This window comes from Gordonia aquimaris (assembly GCF_026262595.1).
Classification (GTDB): Bacteria; Actinomycetota; Actinomycetes; order Mycobacteriales; family Mycobacteriaceae; genus Gordonia; species Gordonia tangerina.
Window position 1 is genome coordinate 1 of the sequence record NZ_JAPKFM010000007.1, and the last position, 18,086, is coordinate 18,086.

The window sequence follows — 18,086 nt, forward strand, 5'->3', positions numbered from 1 at the left end:
GTTTCGACAACGCCGCCGCGGAGGCATTCTTTTCCTCGTTGGAGTGGGAAGTGTTGTCACGCAACGATTTCCATACTATCATGGAGGCGCAGGCCGTCGTGTTGGACTGGTGTTACGGGTTCTACAACCACCAGCGCCGGCACAGCACGATCGGGATGGTGAGTCCTGTCGACTACGAGAACGCCGCGCTGACCGAACCTGAAGCCGCATAGAGGAGTCCTCCACGATTCCGGGGGAACCACACTGATGAACACCAGCAAACAGTGCGGGGGAGCTCTTGGGCTGGCTGCACTCGGCCTGGTCGCCGGCTCCTATACCGACTACCGGCCGGCATTTCTGGCCATGGCAGCCTGCATGGGTGTCGTCGCCGCGGGAGCCGCAGTCGCCCTGAGGCCCCCGATACCACGCGCGGACGCCGCAGCGGGCACCGTGGACCGGTAGCCCGAGACCTGGAAAGGGACACCCATGCCAGCACGCGTCGACCACGATCAACGCCGCCGCACCATCATCGACGGTCTCTTCGACGTTGCTGCCCGTGACGGCCTGCACGCAGTCACCCTGCGCGCGGTCGCCGAAGCCGCCGGAGTGTCACTTCGCCTCGTGCAGTACTACTTCGACGACAAGAACGCGCTATTGCACGCGGGGCTGCACCACCTCGAGGCCATGAGCAATGAGCGCTGGGAGGAACGCATCGTCAGCCTCGGACCGACCGCGACGACACGCGAGATCCTTGAAACCTACTTCGACGAAGCACTGCCCACCGACGCCCGGAGCCGCCGGTTCCACATCGTGTTCACCGCCTACGCCACGCTGGCAATCACCGACCCATCACTGGCCCGCACCCCGTTCGTTGAGGGCCCGCGCCGCCTTCAGGCCACTGTCGCCGACCTGCTGAAGACAGCGTGCTCCGCCGGCGAAATAGACTCGGACATCAGCCCGGAGCGAGAAGCACAACGCCTCATCGCCTTCGAACACGGACTCGGCACCGGCATTCTGATCGGCCTGCACACAGTCGAGTCGGCGCACGGACTCTTCCGCTATCACCTCGACCAGCTGTTCACAATGAACACGTGACCGAGTGAACATCAGCCCTGGTTGGCCTTGGCCCTTTGGGCATCTTCGGACGCATTGGCATCTGCCGACCAGTACGGCCAGTCCGCAACCACCCTTCGTCAGGCCGCGTCAAGCGTAGTGATCGATCCGGCGGTGTAGCGAAGACTGTTGTGCTCCAGCGCGGTTCCGATTCTCGCCAACAGCTCGACACACGGCCAGAGCGGCCCTGGCACATCGGCACCACGGACTGTGGTGACGTCGAAACACGTCACCTCGGTCAAGGTGGACGACCGCCAACCGTCACCGCGCAGCCACTGCAGATCACGGCTTCGCGTGAGGGGAGCCAGCATCAGTCGGCGCGGACCGTCGTTCGTAACCGCCTGGGACACACCACCGTGCTCGGTTGGCTTCGTCCACCACAGCACGCCGTCGACGTCGACCTCGGGCATCGTCGGTCCGCCGGGAAGGCTCTCGCGAGCGCGGATCGGGGACTTGCTGAAGACGAACAGCCCAGACTCGCCTATGCCCGTCAGGCTTCGCGCGTCTCCTGCCGAAACCTCGATCGACGCGAGCGCGTCATTGACCGCTTCGGGCACCCAAACCGGCGTCAGGCTCTGCAGCACCTCGACCGCTGTGGTCGAGTGCATCAGGTTTCCGCCGAGCATGCGACAGAGGTAGTCGTTGTCGAGTTGCTGCGCTGCGACTTCGTCGAAATCGGCATCACCTGGACCCCGCCCGGCGTCGGTAAGCGCGTCCAGCTCAGCTTCGTATGCGCTGTCGCGCGCACCGACCATGTCCAGGTACGCCGTCCATTCGACAGACAGATCGCGATACGCCTGGGCCAGCTCCCGATGTATTCGCGGCAGACCGATGGACAACCACGGACGTGCGCGATTTCCCTTGCGCCTGCCGTGCGTGCGGCCTCGTCGGCCTGGTCTCGGTGTGCGGTGTTTGCTCGACATGCGGGCAACAGTAGGGCCATTGGGCACTCGGACCGTCGTTCGTATCCACAGGCCTGTCGCTTGTCCACAGCGGCCGCGCAACGTCACACAAGACGCGTGAAGCGTATGGGCTGTTCCTCAGCTCACGGCAGCGCGCAAACGGGGCAGTTGCCGCAGCGCGTTGATGCGTTCGATCTCGTAGCGTTGGCCGGCGTTGAAGACATCGCTCAATCCACGAGCGGGGTCGCCGCTCCCCTCGAGGAACACGGTTTGGCTGAAGGGCCAGTCGGAGCCGAAGACGATATGAGAACGCGGTGCGACCGCCAGCACCGACCGCATTGCAGCTTCGGACGCACTCAGCGCGGTGTCGAAGTAGAACGTGCGGATCATTTGTTGGACGTCGAGTGCCGAGGGACGCGGAACGCCGGCTGGCCAATGGGTGCCGACGGGTGTTTCGGCAAGGACACCGATGCGCCATGACAGGAATGGCAGCGTCCCGCCGGCGTGGGAGAGTTGAAACCGGATGCCGGGGTAGCGGCGCAGAGTGCCGCCGGCGAGCATCAGGGTCGCTGCGCGGGTTGTGTCGAAAGTGAACTCTTCGAGGAAGTCCGGAAGTGGGAGTGAGGGTTTGGCGTTGTCGGGGATGGCGGCGGGGTGGACGAACACGAACGCCTTTCGGCGGTTGAGTGCCGCCATGAGCGGCTCGAATCGCGGATCGCCGAGATAGACGCCGTCGTACGCGGACAACAACACCACGCCATCGAGGTGGAGGGTGTCGAGCGCGTATTCGAGTTCGGCGATCGAGGCCGCGACGTCGGGCATGGGCAGCACGGCAAATGCGCCGAAGCGGGTGCGATGGGTTCGGAAGAGTCGGGCGGCGTAGGCGTTGCAGTAGCGGGCAAGATCGCGGGCTTCCTTGCCACGCAGAAAGGACACGCCCGGGTCGGACACCGACAGTGCCTGGGATTGAATGCCCCATCGGTCCATGAAGTCGATCGCTGATTCCGGCGACCATTGTGGGGTGGGGTAGCCGCCGATGGTGAAGTGCCCATGCTCGAGCAGTGCGACACGGTACTCCGGTGGGAGGAAATGGGCGTGGAGGTCGATCCGGTAGCGCCCCGAAGGAGCAGGTGCAGCCACCGCTGGTGCAGCGCTGGTCGCAACCGCGGCTCCGGCAGCCACCGCGCCGGCACCGATGAGTAGTGATCGACGACTCACGGCGGACGGGGCCTCAATGTCACTGGGCGAGGACGGATTCGGGGTGGTGGTCATCGGCTATGGGCCTTTCGGGGAATGAACTGGTGACTACGTCGAGATCGACGATCTCGGCTGGACTCGGATATCAGGTGGGCCAGGTGTGACTCACCGGTTATCGGTGACGTCGCTGTCGGGTTGTTGTCGAGGAGCTTTGAGCGCGCATCCGAGCGCGGCGACGAACAGTACGACCGCAACCGAGATCATCGACGCCGACATACCGTCGATGAATGCGCCGCGAACCGCGGCACCGAGTTGCGCACCTGGTGGCCCGCCGAGTTGTTCCGCGGCGGCCAGACCCCCGGCGGCCGAGTCCCGGACTGCATCGGCAGCCTGGGCGGGAAGCGTGGTGAGGTCAGGCAGGTGGTTGCTGTAGTGGCTGGAGAACACCGAGCCCATGATCGCGATCCCGACAGCCGAACCGACCTCGCGCGTGGTGCAGTTCATGGCGGACGCGACGCCTTGATGGTCACGTGTGAGGGAACCGACGATGGCGCTGGTACCCGTGGAGCTGGCCACACCGATGCCGAGACCGGCCACGATCAGGCCGCCCAGAAACGGGGCGTACCCGGAGTCGACGTGCAGGCGTGAAATCCAGAGCAGGCCCACCGCAATGAGCGCCAGCCCGGCGGCCATCACATACTTCAGGCCCACCCACGACACCAGGCGCGGAGTGACTGTGGCAGTCGGCATCACCACTGCTGCCACGGGGATCAATGCGATCGCCGCCAGCAGCGGGCTGTAGTCGAGGATGAGTTGCAGGTACTGCAACCCCACGAAGAAGAACCCGAAGATTGCCATGAACTGGGTCAGCACCACGATCGCGCCCGCTCGGAATCCGGAGAGCCCGAACAACTGGGGGTCGAGCAGAGGGTGTTGGGTGCGCGTTCCTTGGACGGCGTAGACGACGAAACCGAGAACGCAGACTCCCGCACAGATGAGGACGGGGAGAGTCGTCCAGCCGCGGTCGTTGCCTTCGATGATCGCGAAGACCAGCGTGCCGATTGCGATAGATGTTGCGAGCGCACCGATCACATCGAATCTCTGCGGGTCGCGATCACGGGTGTTCGGCGCCAGGGCTGCGGCGGCGACCGCGGCCACCACGCCGACGACGGCGCTCGTGATGAAGATCGATTCCCATCCCCAGCGTTCGAGCAGACTTCCGGCGACGAGCATGCCGATGATCGCTCCGGCCGCAGCGAATCCCGACCAGATCGCCACGCCTCTGCTGCGCTGCTCGGGTGGGAAGGTCGCAGTGATCGTCGACAATGTGCCGGGCATGATCATCGCTGCGCCCACGCCCATCACGACTCGTGCAGCGATGAGGGTGCTCGTTGTGTCGGCGTAAGCGGCTGCCAGCGAAGCGCCACCGAACACGATCGCCCCGACGATGAGCACTGATCGCCTGCCGATCCGGTCGCCGACGGCTCCGAGTGGGAGAACCAGGGCCGCGAGCGCAACGGTGTAGCCGTCGGCGATCCAGGTCAGTGCTGTGTTGTCCGCCCCGAGACTGATCGCCAGGTCGGGGAGCGCGAGGTTGAGCGCGGACACCGAGGCGACGACAAGGATGAGCGCCAGGCACATGGCGACGAGCACTCCACGGTGTCCCCACCGGCCCGTCGGCAGATCGGCACCGGGGGAGAAGGACGTCTCAGACATCGGCCGTCGCGTCATCGTCGACCGCAGGGGTCTGCGATTGATCATGGGCAAGCAGATCCAGCGCGATGTCGACGAGCATGTCTTCCTGACCACCGACCATGCCGCGGCGGCCCGCTTCCACCAGCACGCTGCGTGCGTCGATGTCGTAGCGTTCGGCGATGGTCTCGGCGTGGCGCAAGAAGCTGGAATACACCCCCGCGTAGCCCAGGGTCAGGGTTTCGCGATCGACGCGTACGGGACGATCCTGCAATGGACGGACGATGTCGTCGGCGGCGTCCTCGAGCGCATCGAGATCGCAGGGGTGGTCGATACCGAGACGCGAGGCGGCTGCCACGAACACCTCCAGCGGGGCGTTACCTGCGCCGGCGCCCATACCGGCCAGCGACGCGTCGACACGGGTCGCGCCATGTTCGACCGCCACCAGCGAGTTGGCCACACCCAGTGAAAGGTTGTGGTGGGCGTGGATGCCGATCTCGGTGTCGCCGTGCAGAACTCCGCGCAAGGCGTCGCAGCGCTCGGCGATGTCTCGCATGGTCATCGCACCGCCCGAATCGACGACGTACACGCAGGTCGCGCCGTAGGACTCCATCAAGACCGCTTGACGGGCCAACTCCTGAGGGGTGGCCATATGACTCATCATCAGAAGCCGACGGTGTCCATGTCGAGTTCGCGGGCAGCCGCGATGTGTTGGGCGGAGATGTCCGCTTCGGTGCAGTGTGTCGCTACACGCACTGTCCGGGCGCCGGCGCGGTAAGCGTCTTTGAGGTGGTGCACGGTGCCGCTCCCGGGTAGCAGCAGCGTCGCCACGGTGGCGTGCTCGACCGCGCCGGCCACGGCTTCGATCCATTCCAGATCGGTGTGGGCGCCGAAGCCGTAGATACAGCTCGAACCGGCAAGTCCATCGCCGTGCGCGACCTCGATCGAATTCACTCCCGCTGTGTCGAGTGCAGTCGCGATGGCAACCGCTTGCTCGGTCGTGTACTGGTGCCGGATCGCGTGCATTCCGTCTCGCAGCGTGACATCGCTGACGTACACCGTGGTCATGATGTGACTCCTGTGGCCTGGGTGGCGTGAACGGCGATGCGCGCAGCGGTGGCTTTGGCGGCCGAGGTCATGGTGTCGAGATTGCCGGCGTAGGCCGGCAAATAGTGTGCTGCGCCGGTCACTTCGAGCATCGTGGTGACCCGTGTACCGCTGAACTTGCCGGTCTCGGGGATGTGGAGCGGGTTGTCCGCGCTGAACGTCTCGAACTGCACGCGTTGCTTGAGTCGGTAGCCGGGCACATAGCCGTTGACCCGTTCGACCATCTCGGTGATCGACGCTTCGATGGCCGAGTGGTCGGTGTCGCCGTCGACCAGGCAGTACACGGTGTTGCGCATGAGGATAGGCGGGTCGGCCGGGTTGAGGATCATCACTGCCTTGCCGCGCTGCGCGCCCCCGACGTCGCGCAGCGCGGTGGCGGTGGTCTCGGTGAACTCATCGATGTTCGCGCGCGTTCCCGGCCCTGCCGATTTGGAAGAGATCGAGGAGATGATCTCGGCGTACGACACCGGAGCGACTGTGCCGACGGCGGCGACGATCGGGACGGTCGCCTGCCCGCCACAGGTCACCATGTTCAGGTTCGGCGCATCCAAGTGCTCATCGAGATTGACCACCGGCACGCAGAACGGACCGATCGACGCCGGCGTGAGGTCGAGCACCCGGACCTTGGTGGCCTCGAGTGTGCGCCAGTTGGCGCGGTGCGCACCGGCAGAGGTGGCGTCGAAAACCATCTGTACATCCGGGAATTCGTCCATGGCGAGCAGCCCGTCGATCCCCTCGGCGGTGGTGGCGACGCCCAAGCGCTCGGCACGCGCCAAGCCGTCGGAGTTCGGGTCGATCCCCACCATGGCGACCACCTCGAGGGGGCCGTCGCTGCGGAGGATCTTGATCATCAGATCGGTGCCGATGTTTCCCGAGCCGATGATGGCAACCGGGTAGCGCTGTGTTCTGGTCATCGGTGGCTCTTTCAGGTGAAGTCGATGGAGACGCGGCCCAGGCCGGACAAGTCTGCGGACGCTGTGTCACCGGCGTGGACGAACACGGCCGCGGTGATCGATCCGGACATGACGAACTCCCCGGCCTGCAGTCCGGTGTCGAACACGGCCAGGGCGTTCACCAGCCACGCCACTGCTTCGGCCGGGTGACCGAGAACCGCGGTGGCGACCCCCTGGTCGACCTGTTCATCATTGAGGTGCAGGGATGCGGTGATGTCGTCGAGGTCGGGTGCGTCGTTGATCGGCAGCCAGGGGCCGAGGACCACTGCGGCGGAACTGGCATTGTCGGCGACTGTGTCGCACAGGGTGATTCGCCATTCGGCGATCCGGCTGTCCACGATCTCGAGGGCAGCGGCGACCGCATCGGTCGCGTCGAGGACATCGGCGACGCTGACATCTGGCCCGCGCAGCGGACGGTTGAGCCGGAATGCGATCTCTGGCTCGACCCGTGGCGCGCACAGCGATGACAGCGGAATGGAGCCACCATCGGGGTGCACCATGGTGTCGAGGATGAATCCGTAGTCGGGTTCGTCGACTCCGAGCAACTGCTGCATCGGCGCGGACGTCAGACCGATCTTGCGGCCGACGAGTCGAGCGCCCTCGCCGAGCAGGCGAGTGAGATTGCGCTGTTGGATCGCATAGGCGCCGGCCACGTCGAGGTCGGGGATGCTGTCGCTCAACGGAGGGATCGGTGCACTGTCGACCAACGCGCTGTGCAACCTGTCCGCCCAGGTATCCAAGTCGGCGGTGGGTAGGGGAGAGCTCATGAGTCCTCGTCTCGGGTTGATTCGGCGAGCCGGAGAGCGGCATCGATGACCATGCGTCCGTGGAGATCGAACAGGGCAAGCAGATCCACTGAGTCACCGCCGATCTCCTTGGCGATGAAGAGACCGTCCGCGCCGGCCATGGCGTAGGTGGCGAGTTGATCGAGGGCCGCGGCATCGAGGTCCGGCGACATGTCCATCGCTGCTTCACGCAATTGGATCTGCGCTTGCGCACGCACCTGGAGATACATCTCGCGGGCGCGCGGTTCGACCGGTCGGCGTTCCAACGCGAGCATCAGCCCGAGCCGCAGAAAATCGGGTGACTCCAGCAGCGCCTTGGCCACCTGCATCGTCATCTCGGCGACCCGGTCACGGGGCGTCCCGTCGTCCGGCATGCTCCACGCCGACAACCATTGACCGAAACTGCGCTCGATCACGGCTGCAATGAGGTCGTCCTTGTCGGCGAAGTGCCAGTAAATCGAACTCGCGGGCAGCCCACACCGCTTGCTGACCAGGTTGATACTCGTTCCCTCGTATCCGCGTTCACTGGCGATTTCGGTTGCCGCATCGAGGATCTTGGCCCTCGACGCCTCGCCGTTGGCGCGGCGTCGCCGGGATGTGTCTGCCATTGGTCCACCCTTCTGGAATCGGACGAGAGCATCCACCGATTAATGGAGTGGTCACTACGGTAAGTGCTTGACGGCTCGAGGTCAAGGACTTACCGTAGTGATCACTACAGATCGTTTATCTGGCATCTCGCCCTGGCAGCGAGGTCTGGTTCGAGGAGATTTCTGTGTCCGACACTCCGCACTATGACGTCGCGATCATCGGCTATGGACCCACCGGGGTCACGGCGGCCAACCTCCTTGGTCAGCAAGGACTGAATGTGGTTGTTCTCGAACGTGATCCGGATATCTACGGTCGTGCCCGCGCGATATCGACAGACGAAGAGGTCATGCGTATCTGGCAGCAGGCCGGCCTGGCCGATCGCTTGCAGCAGGACATGCTTCCCGGCTGTGTCGTTGCTTTCGTCGACTCCGAGGGCAGGCCGTTCACGGAGGTCCAGCCGACGTCGCGAGGCGCTGGCCACCCGCCCCAGCAGTTCATCTACCAACCCGCCGTCGACAAGACCTTGCGGGCCGGGGTGGAGCGGTTTCCCAATGTCACCGTGCTGACCCGGCACGAGAGTCTCAAGGTGCTCACCGGCACCGAGCACGCCGAGATCCTGGCGGCCGATCTGGCCGACGACAGTTTCGTCCGGATCCACGCGTCGTACGTCATCGCCGCTGACGGCGGATCCTCGGCAACTCGGGGGCAACTGGGGATCGGATACCAGGGCAAGACGTACACCGAACGCTGGGTCGTCATCGACACGAAGGTGCTCTGCGATTGGGACGGCAGCTCACGACTGCGTTTTCACTGCGACCCGGCACGTCCCACAGTGGACTGTCCGACGCCGCTCGGTCATCACCGTTGGGAGTTCCCGGTCCGCGATGGCGAAGACGAGAACCACCTCGTCACCCACCAAGCCATCTGGTCCATCCTGCACAGCCAGGGAATCACCGAGGACAACGTCGAGATCCTGCGCGCGGTGGTGTACAGCCATCACGTGCGAGTGGCGGATCGTTGGCGAGTCGGCCGGGTGTTCCTCGCCGGCGACGCGGCGCACGCGATGCCTCCGTGGATCGGGCAGGGGATGGCGTCAGGTGTCCGCGACGCCGCCAACCTGTGCTGGAAACTCGCTGCGGTCATCGACGGAAGCCTCCCGGAGTCCGCGCTCGACAGCTACCAGCCCGAACGAGAACCTCACGTGCGCGAGACCACTGCACACGCTGTATTCGCCGGCAAGGTGATCACAGAACGTCGCCCCTGGGCGGCGATGTTGCGCAATCACGCATTTCGGATGGTCTCGAGGTTCTCCCCGTTCCCACGGTGGATGGTGGACACCAAGTGGATCCCGGATGCCCACTATGCCGATGGACTGTTCAGCGACCAGGCCCACCCGGCACGCGGATGGCAGATTCCACAGCCGTGGGTGCTCGACGAGCACGGATCACGCGTGCGCCTCGACCACGTGCTGACCGGTCGCTGGCGAGTACTCAGTCTCGACGGTCGCCACCACCCTGCGTGGCGCACCTGTGGCGTGGAACAGATCAGAGTGCTGCCGTCGGTGTCGGCTCCGGAACCGGGCGCCATCGTCGACACCGACGGCGCACTCCGCAGATGGTTCGGCAAGCACCACGCATCGACAGTGGTTCTCCGCCCCGACGGCTTCGTCTATGACGCCGCCGATACCGGACAAACCCTCCCAGCACCGCCCGCAGGATTGCGTGCGGCGACCGTTACCTCACGATGAAGGAAATGCCGATGTTGGCCTCCGACAGCACCTCTCACACCATCACAGTCAACGGCGACACCCAGATCTGCTACACGGAGATCGGCGCCGGAACGCCGGTCGTCCTCCTGCACGGCGGCGGACCAGGCGCCTCGGGCATGTCGAACTACGTTCGCAACATCGACGCCCTGGCCACCCGTTTCCGCGTGATCGTGCCCGACCTGCCCGGCTACGGGCGCAGCAGCAAGAATCTCGATCAGACCGATCCGTTCGGCGCCCTCGCCGACGCAATCCGTGCGCTGCTCGATCACCTCGGACTCGATACCGCCCATCTGGTGGGCAACTCCTACGGCGGCGCCTGCGCGTTGCGGCTGGCCCTGGACACACCGCACCGCGTCGACCGGATGGTCTTGATGGGACCAGGCGGAATCGGCACCACACGCGGCGCCCCCACCAAGGGGCTCAACGCGCTTCTCGGCTACTACACCGGCTCGGGACCCAGTCGTGACAAGCTCGAGGACTTCATCCGCACATACCTGGTCTACGACGCAGAGGCTGTCCCGGAGGCGGCGATCGAGGAGCGCTACCGCTCGTCGATCGACCCGGACATCGTCGCGAACCCGCCCTTGCGGCGACCATCTGGCCTCGGCGCGCTGAAGACCCTGTGGCGCATGGACTTCACCCGCGATCCACGCTTGCGCGCGCTCACAACCCGCACCCTGGTCATCTGGGGCCAGAACGACAAGGTCAATCGTCCGGCGGGTGGTCAGATGCTGGTCGACCTGATGCCCAACGCCGATCTGATGATGCCGGCACGGACCGGCCACTGGGTTCAGTGGGAACGAGCCGACCTCTTCAACCGCGTCGTCGCAGACTTCCTCGACGGCACGTACGCATGAAGGATCCGGCGATGAACACCTCCATCACCGACGCGCCCTCGGTGTTCGGCAACGTGCACCTGGGGTACATCGTCATCGAAAGCCTACGATTCAGCGAGTGGAGACGATTCGGAAAAGACGCCATCGGAATGCATCTCGACGAAGTGTCACCAGAGGTGATCCGGTTCCGCCTCGACGACCACCAAGCGCGATTCATCGTCGTGCGCGGCCCCGCAGAGGACGTCGTGGCCCTGGGTTGGGAACTCGACGACCACGAGTCGTTCGATCAGATCGTCGGCAGAGTGACCAATCGCGGCGTACCCACAGTGGCCGGCACCGACGACGATGCCGCCATCCGCGGGGTGGAACGGCTGATCCGCTTTCCCGGCCCCAACCGCTTGGCCCAGGAGATCTTCACTCGCGCACACCTGACCGATGAACCACTCGCGATGACCAACCGCGGTGGATTCGTCACCGGCACAGCCGGAATGGGCCATGTGGCGATCACTTCGAGTAAGCCTCACCAGATGCGCGGCTACTACAACACCGTGTTCGACGCCCGCCTCACCGACTACATCGACGAGACGATCAGCGGAGCCAAGCTCAAGATCCGGTTCCTGCGCGTCAACGAACGCCATCACTCGATCGCCATCGCCAATGTTCGCACGCTGCCGATCAATCCGATCCGCACCCGGGTACAGCACCTCAACATCGAAGTCGCCTCGCTCGACGACATGACCCAGGCCTACCAGCGAGTCAAGCAGTTGGGTTTCGGCATGGCGTTGTCGGTCGGGCAGCACACCAACGACAAGGAGCTGTCCTTCTATGCTCAGACACCGTCAGGCTTCGAGTGGGAGGTCGGGTGGAACCCGCTCACCGTCGACGAGAAGACCTGGGAACCAAGCACTCACCGCGGTATCAGTATCTGGGGACACACGCCTGAGGGGCAGACCATCGTCGACAAGCTCGATCAGTTCCGCCATGGGGTGCTCTCGCTGCGACATGTAGAGGATTCCGTGCCTGCGCTCGCAGGTGTGGGCATCCCGGACAACTGACGCACCGACCACAGACTGAGTAACCATCATGTTTCGCATAGACACCCACCATCACCTCATACCGCCGTCATACCGGGCAGCCTTGGCGGCGGCGGGAATCGACGCCGCCGGAGGACGCGACCTGCCGGACTGGAGTCCGGACACATCAATCGAGACGATGGACGCGTTGGCCGTGCACACCGCCATCCTGTCGGTGTCCACCCCGGGGACGACTTTCCTCGACGACGCAGCGGCCGCCGTGCGTCTTGCGAGTGAACTCAACGACTATTGCGCAGACCTTATCCAGGACAGGCCACAGCGATTCGGCTTCTTCGCAACACTTCCCACCCCTCGCGCAGAACTCGCGACCGCGGAAGCAATCCGTGCGCTCGACGACTTGCGCGCCGATGGCGTGGTACTCCTGGCCAACTCGGCCGGCCGATACCTGGGGGAGCCCGGCCTCGAGCCGTTGTGGTCCGAACTCAACGCTCGCAAAGCCGTCGCTTTCATTCATCCGGCCGAGCTACCGGGCACGGCGGTCTCCGGGGTCCCGCCGTTCGCCGCGGACTTCCTCCTGGACACCACTCGCGCCGCATACCTGCTCGTGCGCAACAAGATCCGGGAGCAGTATCCCGATATCCGTTTCCTCCTCAGCCACGGCGGCGGATTCGTACCGTACGCCGCCCATCGAATGGCCATTGCCATCGCAGGCGACACAGGTCGCAGCATTCTCGACGCCCTCGACGAATTCCGCACCTTCTACTTCGACCTCGCACTGACCGCCAGTACCACATCGTTGCCAAGCCTTCTCGCGTTCGCTCAGCCCGGGCACATCACCTTCGGCTCCGACTGGCCGTTTGCCCCACTGACCGCTGGTTCCTACTTCGCTGCCAACCTGGAGAACTACGCGGACCTCAGCACGCAACAGCGTGACGCCATCGGATGGTCCAACGCTGCACAATTGTTCCCACGATTCGACACCGGAACCGGTCCAGCGGCGACACTGCACAGCGTTCGGGGTGCGGCGCGCCGAAAGGTGATGCGCGTGGTCAGCAAAGCGCTGCAGCCGTAAAGGCGAACGGAAGGGCTCGTCGGCATGGGCGGGATTGCCTTGCCGCTACACGCACCTACATCACTGCGGCGCAATCGATCGTGCGGCCGATCTCGGTGCGGGTGGCGACGGTCAGGGCGGAGCGCTCCAGGTAGTAGATCGCTCGAACGAGGTCGGCAGCAGTGTAGCATCTGGTGCTACACTGGCTTCGTGACCGAACCCATCAGCCAGCGCGAGTTGCGCAACGACAGCGGACGCATCATGCGCGAACTCGACGAGGGCCGCAGCTTTGTCATCAGTCGCAACGGTCGCCCGATCGGGGAACTGAGGCCACTGCGTCGCGAACGGCTCGTCGACACCCGCGTCGCGCTGGCGGGCTTCACCGCCGCACCAGCAATCGACTTCGACACGTTCCGTCGCGACGTCGACGCGACGCTCGACCAGGAACCCGAACCGCGTGCCTGAGGACGAGGCGGCGGGCCTGCTCGACACCTCGGTCATCATCGACCTCAATTCGATTAACGCATCGGTGTTGCCCGCAAAGATCGCGATCAGCACCGTCTCCCTCGCGGAGATCGCCGCCGGACCGGCGGCGACCGATGATGTTGCCGAACGAGCCCGCCGGCAAGATCGACTCCAGCGAGTGGAAGCCACGTTCGAACCAATACCGTTCGACGGCGAAGCCGCCCGCGCGTACGGGCGCATCTACGCAGCCGTCGTGGCCGTCGGCCGAAAACCCCGCCGCCGGCTCGCAGACCTCCAAATCGCTGCAACAGCACTGGCCAACGATATGACCTTGATTACGCGCAACCCCGACGACTTTGTCGGGCTGGATGATCTGATCCGAGTTGTCGCAGTGTAGACACTCACAACGAATGTGAACGAGCAAGGGGAGTGCTGGACTCAGTCGCGGCAGGTGTTGCAGCGGGTTGCGATGCCCTATCGCGCTGCTAGGCGGTAAAGAAGGCGTCCCGGCGGTACAGCCGCAATCCGTCGATCCAATCGTTTGTCTACAATTCGTCTACACTGATGAGATGGCTGCCGAAACCACAACCGTCCGAGTACGTCGACCAGATTCCGAACGCCTCCAATCACTGGCCAAAGCCCGCCAGACCGCCGTCGTCGACATTGTTCACGCGGCTATCGACGCCCTCGAGCGACAGGAGTTCCTTCGCGGACTCAACGGCGATTACCAACGCCTGCGCAGCAATCCCGAACTTTGGAAGCAGTATCTAGACGAACGCCACGAATGGGACCACCTGGCGTGATCTGGCGAGGCGAGGTCCACCTCGTCGATCTCGGCCAGCCGGTCGGCCACGAACCGGCCTTCCGCCGCCCAGCGGTGGTGGTGTCAGTAGACATTCTCAACAACGGACCGGGCGGCCTGATGGTCGTCGTTCCGATCACCACCGTGGGGTACGGTCTGCGCAGCCACGTGGAACTCGATCCAGACAGCAGCGGGCTCGAACACACCTCCTACGCACGCTGCGATCAATTGCGAGTCGTATCCGTTGCACGATTGTCGTCTCAGCTGACCATCCTCAGCCCAGAACAAATGCAAGCGATTGATCAAACGCTACGATTCGTCCTCGACCTGTGAGACGCCAAGCCAGGCCTAGATGTTGCCAAACCGGGTCTTGCAAGATCAGAGTGCGACAGTCAGCGTCGCTCCAAGACCTAGCGAACGTGCGGTCAGCAGCAGATTCTGCACGCCGGTGTCGAGGCGGATGAGACCACCCGGGCGAATGCCGCGCGGAGACGTTCGAGAAGGAGTCGAGGCAACCCATGCGATCGCCATGCTATCATTCTTGAGAATTGATAGCAGGGGAGGCAGCATGGCGGCAATCACGGTGCGGGGACTTTCCGACGAGACCCACCGGGCATTGAAAGCGCGCGCAGCACAACATAACCGGAGTACCGAGGCGGAGGTGCGCGCCATTCTCGACGAGGCAGTTTCGCCCGCCGACCAGGTAAAGCTGGGAACGTTGCTGACCCAAATCGGCAAGAAGGCGGGGATCGGAATCGAGATCGAGCGCGATCGCACACCCGACGAGCCAGTCGATTTCTCGTGATCGTTCTCGACTCGAACGTTATTTCTGAGGTCATGCGTCCGCAACCACATCGCAAGGCTGCCGCGTGGCTGGACCAACAGTCGCCGCAAACCCTGTATCTGACTGCGATCACGCTCGCCGAAGTCCGCTACGGTATCGAGACTTTGCCGCGAGGTAAGCGCCGAGACCGTTTAGGGGACCTCTTCGAGAGCCGCCTACTTCCGCAATTCGCCGGACGGGTGCTGGTTTTCGATGATCGGGCGAGTGCCGCATGTGCGCGACTCGCGGCCCAAGCTCGGCGACGTGGTGTGGCCGTCGGGGTGGCTGACGGATTCATCGCCGCAATCGCTCTGGTACACGGGTTTGAGGTAGCAACGCGGGATGTCGAGCCGTTTGTAGTTGCCGGCGTCGGAGTCATCAATCCGTTTTGATCGCCTCGAAACCGGTGAAACGCGGTGTTGAGTTGTTTCATGCGCGGTAAGCCCTGAGCCTGCACGTTTGCGACTGCCCACGTTGATCCACGCACCTCGACAACCTGGCCCGGTTCGAGGACCTGAGGGATCGCCGTCGCTCTTCCGGTTGATTCGGGTTCCCGTTGGTCTAGTCGATTGCCAAAAGTCTCGAGTACTCATCCATTCGTGAACTCGATAGGTATTCGCGCCGATAAGAGACTCATCCATTCGTGAACTCGATAGGTATTCGCGCCGATAAGATACATTCTGTCAAGTAAGCCACTGCGTATTGCGCCGCGCCGCAACACTAGTCAGGTGCGTCGTTTTCGTCGGCTATGTGATTCGCCGGCCGCCGGCCCCCTATTTGCCTACACGTCATCATCGGGCGAGTCCCAGGAACGCCATCAACGAGCGTTCGACTTCCACGAGCTGCTCGGATGTCAGACGGCCAACACGCGTCAGTACATTCGACCGCCGGACCGCGGTCAGCTTGTCAATCATCACGTCGCTGTCCCGATCGAGGCCCGAGATCGTATCCCGGTCTCCTGGGATACGAATCCGCAACAATGGCGCCTCGATGAGCTGGCTCGTCATCGGCGCAACCACCACCGACAGCGTTGAATCGAAGAGGTCGTCCTGGGCGATGACAGCAGGCCGCGGCTTGGATGCATACACGCCACCCGCCACGGTCCAGATCTCGCCGCGAATCACGCCTCGTCGTCCCAGGGTGCCGCAATAGCCTCGACGAATTCCTGCTCGGCCCCATCGGCATCGGCCTGAGCGACGAGAACTGACTGCGTGTGGGCTTGCGCGGCAAACTCCGGCGTACGTACGTCGGGAACCCAGACCTGCAACGGTCGCAAACCGCGCTCACGCATCCGGCGGCGATACTCACGCACCCTGTCCCTCACTGCCATGGCCCAATGTTACATGTAACGCCACGGAGTGGCCAGGCTGTGCTTGGGCGCATACATACCACCCGCCACAGTCCAGATCTCGCCGCGAAGCACGCCTCGTCGCCCCAAGGCGCGGCGACAGCCTCGACCAGATCCTGCTCATCCCCGTCCGCGTCGGCCTCTGCCACGAGAACCGACTGCTTGTGGGCTTGCGCGGCGAACGCTGGCGTTCGCACGTACCTCGTGCCATGCCGTGCTATCCTGTAGCACATGAGTGCGTCGCGCGAAGTAAGCCAACGCGACCTCCGCATGCGTTCCAAAGAGATCATGGACGCGGTGGAGTCCGGCGATTCCTTTACGGTTACCCGCGACGGCCGTGGGATAGGAGAACTCGTCCCCCTACGTCGACGACGTAGCTTTGTTTCCCGCGCAGAGTTCGCCCGCGGCTCGGTGTCGGCTCCATTGATTGATGTAGAGAAGTTCCGATCTGATCAGGACCGCGTATACGACGGAACGTTGAGCGACCCGTATGCCTGACGAAGTACGGCGGGGACTACTCGACACCAACATCTTGATTCTTCGCCATGCAATCGAGCCTGCCGAACTGCCGGACGAGATGGCAATTAGTGCGATCACCTTGGCTGAGCTCTCCGCTGGCGTACACCTGGTAACTGGCGACGACCCACAGGCCTCCGACGAACGCGCACGCCGCGCCGATGTTCTCCAGCGCGTCGAGAACGAGTTCGACCCCTTACCGTTCGGCGCCGATGCTGCTCGCGCATTCGGCCGCATCAGCGCCGCGGTCCAAGCTCGCGGAAGAACGCCGCGGAGACGAGTAGCGGACCTCATGATCGCATCTGTTTCGTCCGCAGCCAGGCTCCCCCTCTACACCACCAACCCCAACGACTTCGAAGGCTTGGACGACATCGTTCGCGTCATACCCGTGAGTCGCCCCTGAGACTGACCTCGGCTCGAGTCTCTAATCGGCAGGGGCCAGAGAAACCGACGCACCGCGGTGAGTTTGTCAGCCATCTACAACTCGAGAACCACCCGGAGCGCAGCGTCGACGCGCCGCAACTCTTCATGAGTCAGGTAGCCCACACTGCCTCCGAGTCGCCCAGGATCAACCGCCGCAACCTGCTCAGCCAGGACCCTCGTTGTCCGACCTGCGACCTCTACTTCAGGCCTGAATGTCGCGGCACGCGCCGACGTCGATGTCGGCGCGACCAGCCAGGTCGAAAGCGGCAACTGTTCGGATTGCACCACCACCGCGTAGCGGGGGCCTACCTGTTCATGGCCGCGGACATCCTTGGGAGCGCGAAGTCGGTACACCTCACCTCGCACGTAGCGCCTCCATGTCCCGAAGCACCTGCGCGACCTCAGCTCGATCGATCGGGTCCCCGGCCAGCGCTTCCGCCTCCTCCCGTAGCGACTTGGCAGCCTTGAGCCTTGCTGCGTCGATGAGCGCAGCACGGACCGCGGCAGATACGGGCGTACCGTCTTCCGTCAGGATCGACAGCGCCCGAGAGGTGTCTTCATCGGGTCGGAATGTGATGGTGTCAGCCATCGTCCAATTGTAGGACAATCTGTAAGACAAGTGGTGTGGGCCCGTTGAAGCCTGAGGAATTTGCAGCAATCGAATATGCAGGGTCAACTGCAAAATGCCCTGCTATTGTGCTGCG

26 protein-coding genes and 1 pseudogene are annotated in these 18,086 nt (G+C 63.9%); 15 read left to right on the forward strand and 12 right to left on the reverse strand.

What is annotated here, in order from left to right; translation table 11 throughout:
* The 3 genes from OSB52_RS08850 to OSB52_RS08860 form a co-directional block, all read left to right on the forward strand.
* Positions 1 to 212 (forward strand): IS3 family transposase (locus OSB52_RS08850; RefSeq protein ID WP_266061342.1); only part of this gene is annotated, 212 nt, incomplete at its 5' end.
* Between the two features lie 34 nt (positions 213 to 246).
* Complete coding sequence (locus OSB52_RS08855; RefSeq protein WP_235726271.1) at positions 247 to 441, forward strand: hypothetical protein; 195 nt, start codon at positions 247 to 249, stop codon at positions 439 to 441.
* A gap of 24 nt (positions 442 to 465) precedes the next feature.
* A complete protein-coding gene (locus OSB52_RS08860; protein ID WP_266061343.1) occupies positions 466 to 1,074 on the forward strand; it encodes a TetR/AcrR family transcriptional regulator in 609 nt (202 codons plus the stop codon).
* Positions 1,075 to 1,172: 98 nt separating this feature from the next.
* On the opposite strand, the gene OSB52_RS08865 is transcribed toward OSB52_RS08860, so the two are convergent.
* The 7 genes and pseudogenes from OSB52_RS08865 to OSB52_RS08895 form a co-directional block, all read right to left on the reverse strand.
* The gene (locus OSB52_RS08865; protein ID WP_235726269.1) at positions 1,173 to 2,015 is read right to left on the reverse strand and encodes a hypothetical protein; all 843 of its coding nucleotides are present in this window, start codon (positions 2,013 to 2,015) and stop codon (positions 1,173 to 1,175) included.
* 117 nt (positions 2,016 to 2,132) lie between these two features.
* Positions 2,133 to 3,266: an amidohydrolase family protein gene (locus OSB52_RS08870; RefSeq protein WP_235726268.1), complete on the reverse strand. Its 1,134-nt coding sequence runs from the start codon at positions 3,264 to 3,266 to the stop codon at positions 2,133 to 2,135.
* 90 nt (positions 3,267 to 3,356) lie between these two features.
* A complete protein-coding gene (locus OSB52_RS08875; RefSeq protein ID WP_235726267.1) occupies positions 3,357 to 4,907 on the reverse strand; it encodes an MFS transporter in 1,551 nt (516 codons plus the stop codon).
* A pseudogene (gene dmpG / locus OSB52_RS08880) lies at positions 4,900 to 5,951 on the reverse strand (4-hydroxy-2-oxovalerate aldolase). The gene OSB52_RS08875 and the pseudogene dmpG overlap by 8 nt, the downstream one beginning before the upstream one ends.
* On the reverse strand, positions 5,948 to 6,904 hold the full coding sequence (locus OSB52_RS08885) for an acetaldehyde dehydrogenase (acetylating) (RefSeq protein ID WP_235726266.1): 957 nt from the start codon (positions 6,902 to 6,904) through the stop codon (positions 5,948 to 5,950). The pseudogene dmpG and the gene OSB52_RS08885 overlap by 4 nt, the downstream one beginning before the upstream one ends.
* Positions 6,905 to 6,915: 11 nt before the next feature.
* A complete protein-coding gene (locus OSB52_RS08890; protein WP_235726265.1) occupies positions 6,916 to 7,710 on the reverse strand; it encodes a 2-keto-4-pentenoate hydratase in 795 nt (264 codons plus the stop codon).
* Positions 7,707 to 8,336, reverse strand: coding sequence for a TetR/AcrR family transcriptional regulator (locus OSB52_RS08895; RefSeq protein WP_235726264.1), 630 nt, complete (start codon positions 8,334 to 8,336; stop codon positions 7,707 to 7,709). The genes OSB52_RS08890 and OSB52_RS08895 overlap by 4 nt, the downstream gene beginning before the upstream one ends.
* Positions 8,337 to 8,500: 164 nt before the next feature.
* Here OSB52_RS08895 and OSB52_RS08900 point away from each other — a divergent pair, with 164 nt between their 5' ends.
* From OSB52_RS08900 to OSB52_RS08945, 10 genes are all read left to right on the forward strand, one after another.
* Positions 8,501 to 10,063: a bifunctional 3-(3-hydroxy-phenyl)propionate/3-hydroxycinnamic acid hydroxylase gene (locus OSB52_RS08900; RefSeq protein ID WP_235726263.1), complete on the forward strand. Its 1,563-nt coding sequence runs from the start codon at positions 8,501 to 8,503 to the stop codon at positions 10,061 to 10,063.
* A gap of 11 nt (positions 10,064 to 10,074) precedes the next feature.
* Positions 10,075 to 10,941 (forward strand): alpha/beta fold hydrolase, encoded by an 867-nt coding sequence (locus tag OSB52_RS08905; RefSeq protein ID WP_235726262.1) that lies wholly within the window; start codon positions 10,075 to 10,077, stop codon positions 10,939 to 10,941.
* Positions 10,942 to 10,952: 11 nt separating this feature from the next.
* Positions 10,953 to 11,975 carry a VOC family protein gene (locus OSB52_RS08910; protein ID WP_235726261.1) on the forward strand — a complete coding sequence of 341 codons (1,023 nt, stop codon included), beginning with the start codon at positions 10,953 to 10,955 and terminating at the stop codon, positions 11,973 to 11,975.
* A gap of 28 nt (positions 11,976 to 12,003) precedes the next feature.
* Positions 12,004 to 13,026 carry an amidohydrolase family protein gene (locus OSB52_RS08915; protein ID WP_235726260.1) on the forward strand — a complete coding sequence of 341 codons (1,023 nt, stop codon included), beginning with the start codon at positions 12,004 to 12,006 and terminating at the stop codon, positions 13,024 to 13,026.
* Positions 13,027 to 13,215: 189 nt separating this feature from the next.
* Positions 13,216 to 13,470: a type II toxin-antitoxin system Phd/YefM family antitoxin gene (locus tag OSB52_RS08920; protein WP_235726259.1), complete on the forward strand. Its 255-nt coding sequence runs from the start codon at positions 13,216 to 13,218 to the stop codon at positions 13,468 to 13,470.
* Entirely contained in the window at positions 13,463 to 13,867 is a 405-nt protein-coding gene (locus OSB52_RS08925) for a type II toxin-antitoxin system VapC family toxin (RefSeq protein ID WP_235726258.1), read from the forward strand. Before OSB52_RS08920 ends, OSB52_RS08925 begins: the two co-directional genes overlap by 8 nt.
* Positions 13,868 to 14,039: 172 nt before the next feature.
* On the forward strand, positions 14,040 to 14,273 hold the full coding sequence (locus OSB52_RS08930) for a hypothetical protein (protein ID WP_235726257.1): 234 nt from the start codon (positions 14,040 to 14,042) through the stop codon (positions 14,271 to 14,273).
* Complete coding sequence (locus OSB52_RS08935; protein ID WP_266061345.1) at positions 14,255 to 14,605, forward strand: type II toxin-antitoxin system PemK/MazF family toxin; 351 nt, start codon at positions 14,255 to 14,257, stop codon at positions 14,603 to 14,605. The genes OSB52_RS08930 and OSB52_RS08935 overlap by 19 nt, the downstream gene beginning before the upstream one ends.
* Positions 14,606 to 14,840: 235 nt before the next feature.
* The gene (locus tag OSB52_RS08940; RefSeq protein WP_235726335.1) at positions 14,841 to 15,077 is read left to right on the forward strand and encodes a FitA-like ribbon-helix-helix domain-containing protein; all 237 of its coding nucleotides are present in this window, start codon (positions 14,841 to 14,843) and stop codon (positions 15,075 to 15,077) included.
* On the forward strand, positions 15,074 to 15,487 hold the full coding sequence (locus tag OSB52_RS08945) for a type II toxin-antitoxin system VapC family toxin (protein WP_266061346.1): 414 nt from the start codon (positions 15,074 to 15,076) through the stop codon (positions 15,485 to 15,487). Before OSB52_RS08940 ends, OSB52_RS08945 begins: the two co-directional genes overlap by 4 nt.
* Positions 15,488 to 15,886: 399 nt before the next feature.
* On the opposite strand, the gene OSB52_RS08950 is transcribed toward OSB52_RS08945, so the two are convergent.
* From OSB52_RS08950 to OSB52_RS24985, 3 genes are read right to left on the reverse strand one after another with little or no spacing between them, the layout of a single operon-like run.
* Positions 15,887 to 16,219 (reverse strand): type II toxin-antitoxin system PemK/MazF family toxin, encoded by a 333-nt coding sequence (locus OSB52_RS08950; RefSeq protein ID WP_266061347.1) that lies wholly within the window; start codon positions 16,217 to 16,219, stop codon positions 15,887 to 15,889.
* Positions 16,216 to 16,425 (reverse strand): antitoxin MazE-like protein, encoded by a 210-nt coding sequence (locus tag OSB52_RS08955; protein ID WP_266061348.1) that lies wholly within the window; start codon positions 16,423 to 16,425, stop codon positions 16,216 to 16,218. Before OSB52_RS08955 ends, OSB52_RS08950 begins: the two co-directional genes overlap by 4 nt.
* Positions 16,416 to 16,733: an antitoxin MazE-like protein gene (locus tag OSB52_RS24985; RefSeq protein ID WP_308203663.1), complete on the reverse strand. Its 318-nt coding sequence runs from the start codon at positions 16,731 to 16,733 to the stop codon at positions 16,416 to 16,418. The genes OSB52_RS08955 and OSB52_RS24985 overlap by 10 nt, the downstream gene beginning before the upstream one ends.
* Here OSB52_RS24985 and OSB52_RS08960 point away from each other — a divergent pair.
* Positions 16,675 to 16,941, forward strand: coding sequence for a type II toxin-antitoxin system Phd/YefM family antitoxin (locus OSB52_RS08960; RefSeq protein WP_266061350.1), 267 nt, complete (start codon positions 16,675 to 16,677; stop codon positions 16,939 to 16,941). The two genes, OSB52_RS24985 and OSB52_RS08960, sit on opposite strands and share 59 nt — an antisense overlap.
* On the forward strand, positions 16,934 to 17,362 hold the full coding sequence (locus tag OSB52_RS08965) for a type II toxin-antitoxin system VapC family toxin (RefSeq protein WP_266061352.1): 429 nt from the start codon (positions 16,934 to 16,936) through the stop codon (positions 17,360 to 17,362). Before OSB52_RS08960 ends, OSB52_RS08965 begins: the two co-directional genes overlap by 8 nt.
* A 74-nt stretch (positions 17,363 to 17,436) precedes the next feature.
* Here the strand turns inward: OSB52_RS08965 and OSB52_RS08970 are convergent, their stop codons facing one another.
* Positions 17,437 to 17,748: a type II toxin-antitoxin system PemK/MazF family toxin gene (locus OSB52_RS08970; RefSeq protein ID WP_308203664.1), complete on the reverse strand. Its 312-nt coding sequence runs from the start codon at positions 17,746 to 17,748 to the stop codon at positions 17,437 to 17,439.
* Entirely contained in the window at positions 17,738 to 17,971 is a 234-nt protein-coding gene (locus OSB52_RS08975) for a hypothetical protein (protein ID WP_160904323.1), read from the reverse strand. Before OSB52_RS08975 ends, OSB52_RS08970 begins: the two co-directional genes overlap by 11 nt.
* Positions 17,972 to 18,086: the final 115 nt, after the last annotated feature.

Excerpts from the sequence above, each read along its gene's own strand:
- OSB52_RS24985 (WP_308203663.1), bottom strand. The coding sequence starts at position 16,733 with ATGATCTCTTTGGAACGCATGCGGAGGTCGCGTTGGCTTACTTCGCGC.
- OSB52_RS08865 (WP_235726269.1), bottom strand. The coding sequence starts at position 2,015 with ATGTCGAGCAAACACCGCACACCGAGACCAGGCCGACGAGGCCGCACG.
- OSB52_RS08910 (WP_235726261.1), top strand. The coding sequence starts at position 10,953 with ATGAACACCTCCATCACCGACGCGCCCTCGGTGTTCGGCAACGTGCAC.
- OSB52_RS08885 (WP_235726266.1), bottom strand. The coding sequence starts at position 6,904 with ATGACCAGAACACAGCGCTACCCGGTTGCCATCATCGGCTCGGGAAAC.
- OSB52_RS08905 (WP_235726262.1), top strand. The coding sequence starts at position 10,075 with ATGTTGGCCTCCGACAGCACCTCTCACACCATCACAGTCAACGGCGAC.
- OSB52_RS08975 (WP_160904323.1), bottom strand. The coding sequence starts at position 17,971 with ATGGCTGACACCATCACATTCCGACCCGATGAAGACACCTCTCGGGCG.
- OSB52_RS08890 (WP_235726265.1), bottom strand. The coding sequence starts at position 7,710 with ATGAGCTCTCCCCTACCCACCGCCGACTTGGATACCTGGGCGGACAGG.
- OSB52_RS08895 (WP_235726264.1), bottom strand. The coding sequence starts at position 8,336 with ATGGCAGACACATCCCGGCGACGCCGCGCCAACGGCGAGGCGTCGAGG.
- OSB52_RS08955 (WP_266061348.1), bottom strand. The coding sequence starts at position 16,425 with ATGGCAGTGAGGGACAGGGTGCGTGAGTATCGCCGCCGGATGCGTGAG.
- OSB52_RS08960 (WP_266061350.1), top strand. The coding sequence starts at position 16,675 with ATGAGTGCGTCGCGCGAAGTAAGCCAACGCGACCTCCGCATGCGTTCC.
- OSB52_RS08855 (WP_235726271.1), top strand. The coding sequence starts at position 247 with ATGAACACCAGCAAACAGTGCGGGGGAGCTCTTGGGCTGGCTGCACTC.
- OSB52_RS08935 (WP_266061345.1), top strand. The coding sequence starts at position 14,255 with ATGGGACCACCTGGCGTGATCTGGCGAGGCGAGGTCCACCTCGTCGAT.
- OSB52_RS08930 (WP_235726257.1), top strand. The coding sequence starts at position 14,040 with ATGGCTGCCGAAACCACAACCGTCCGAGTACGTCGACCAGATTCCGAA.
- OSB52_RS08965 (WP_266061352.1), top strand. The coding sequence starts at position 16,934 with ATGCCTGACGAAGTACGGCGGGGACTACTCGACACCAACATCTTGATT.
- OSB52_RS08870 (WP_235726268.1), bottom strand. The coding sequence starts at position 3,266 with ATGACCACCACCCCGAATCCGTCCTCGCCCAGTGACATTGAGGCCCCG.
- OSB52_RS08860 (WP_266061343.1), top strand. The coding sequence starts at position 466 with ATGCCAGCACGCGTCGACCACGATCAACGCCGCCGCACCATCATCGAC.
- OSB52_RS08875 (WP_235726267.1), bottom strand. The coding sequence starts at position 4,907 with ATGTCTGAGACGTCCTTCTCCCCCGGTGCCGATCTGCCGACGGGCCGG.
- OSB52_RS08940 (WP_235726335.1), top strand. The coding sequence starts at position 14,841 with ATGGCGGCAATCACGGTGCGGGGACTTTCCGACGAGACCCACCGGGCA.
- OSB52_RS08915 (WP_235726260.1), top strand. The coding sequence starts at position 12,004 with ATGTTTCGCATAGACACCCACCATCACCTCATACCGCCGTCATACCGG.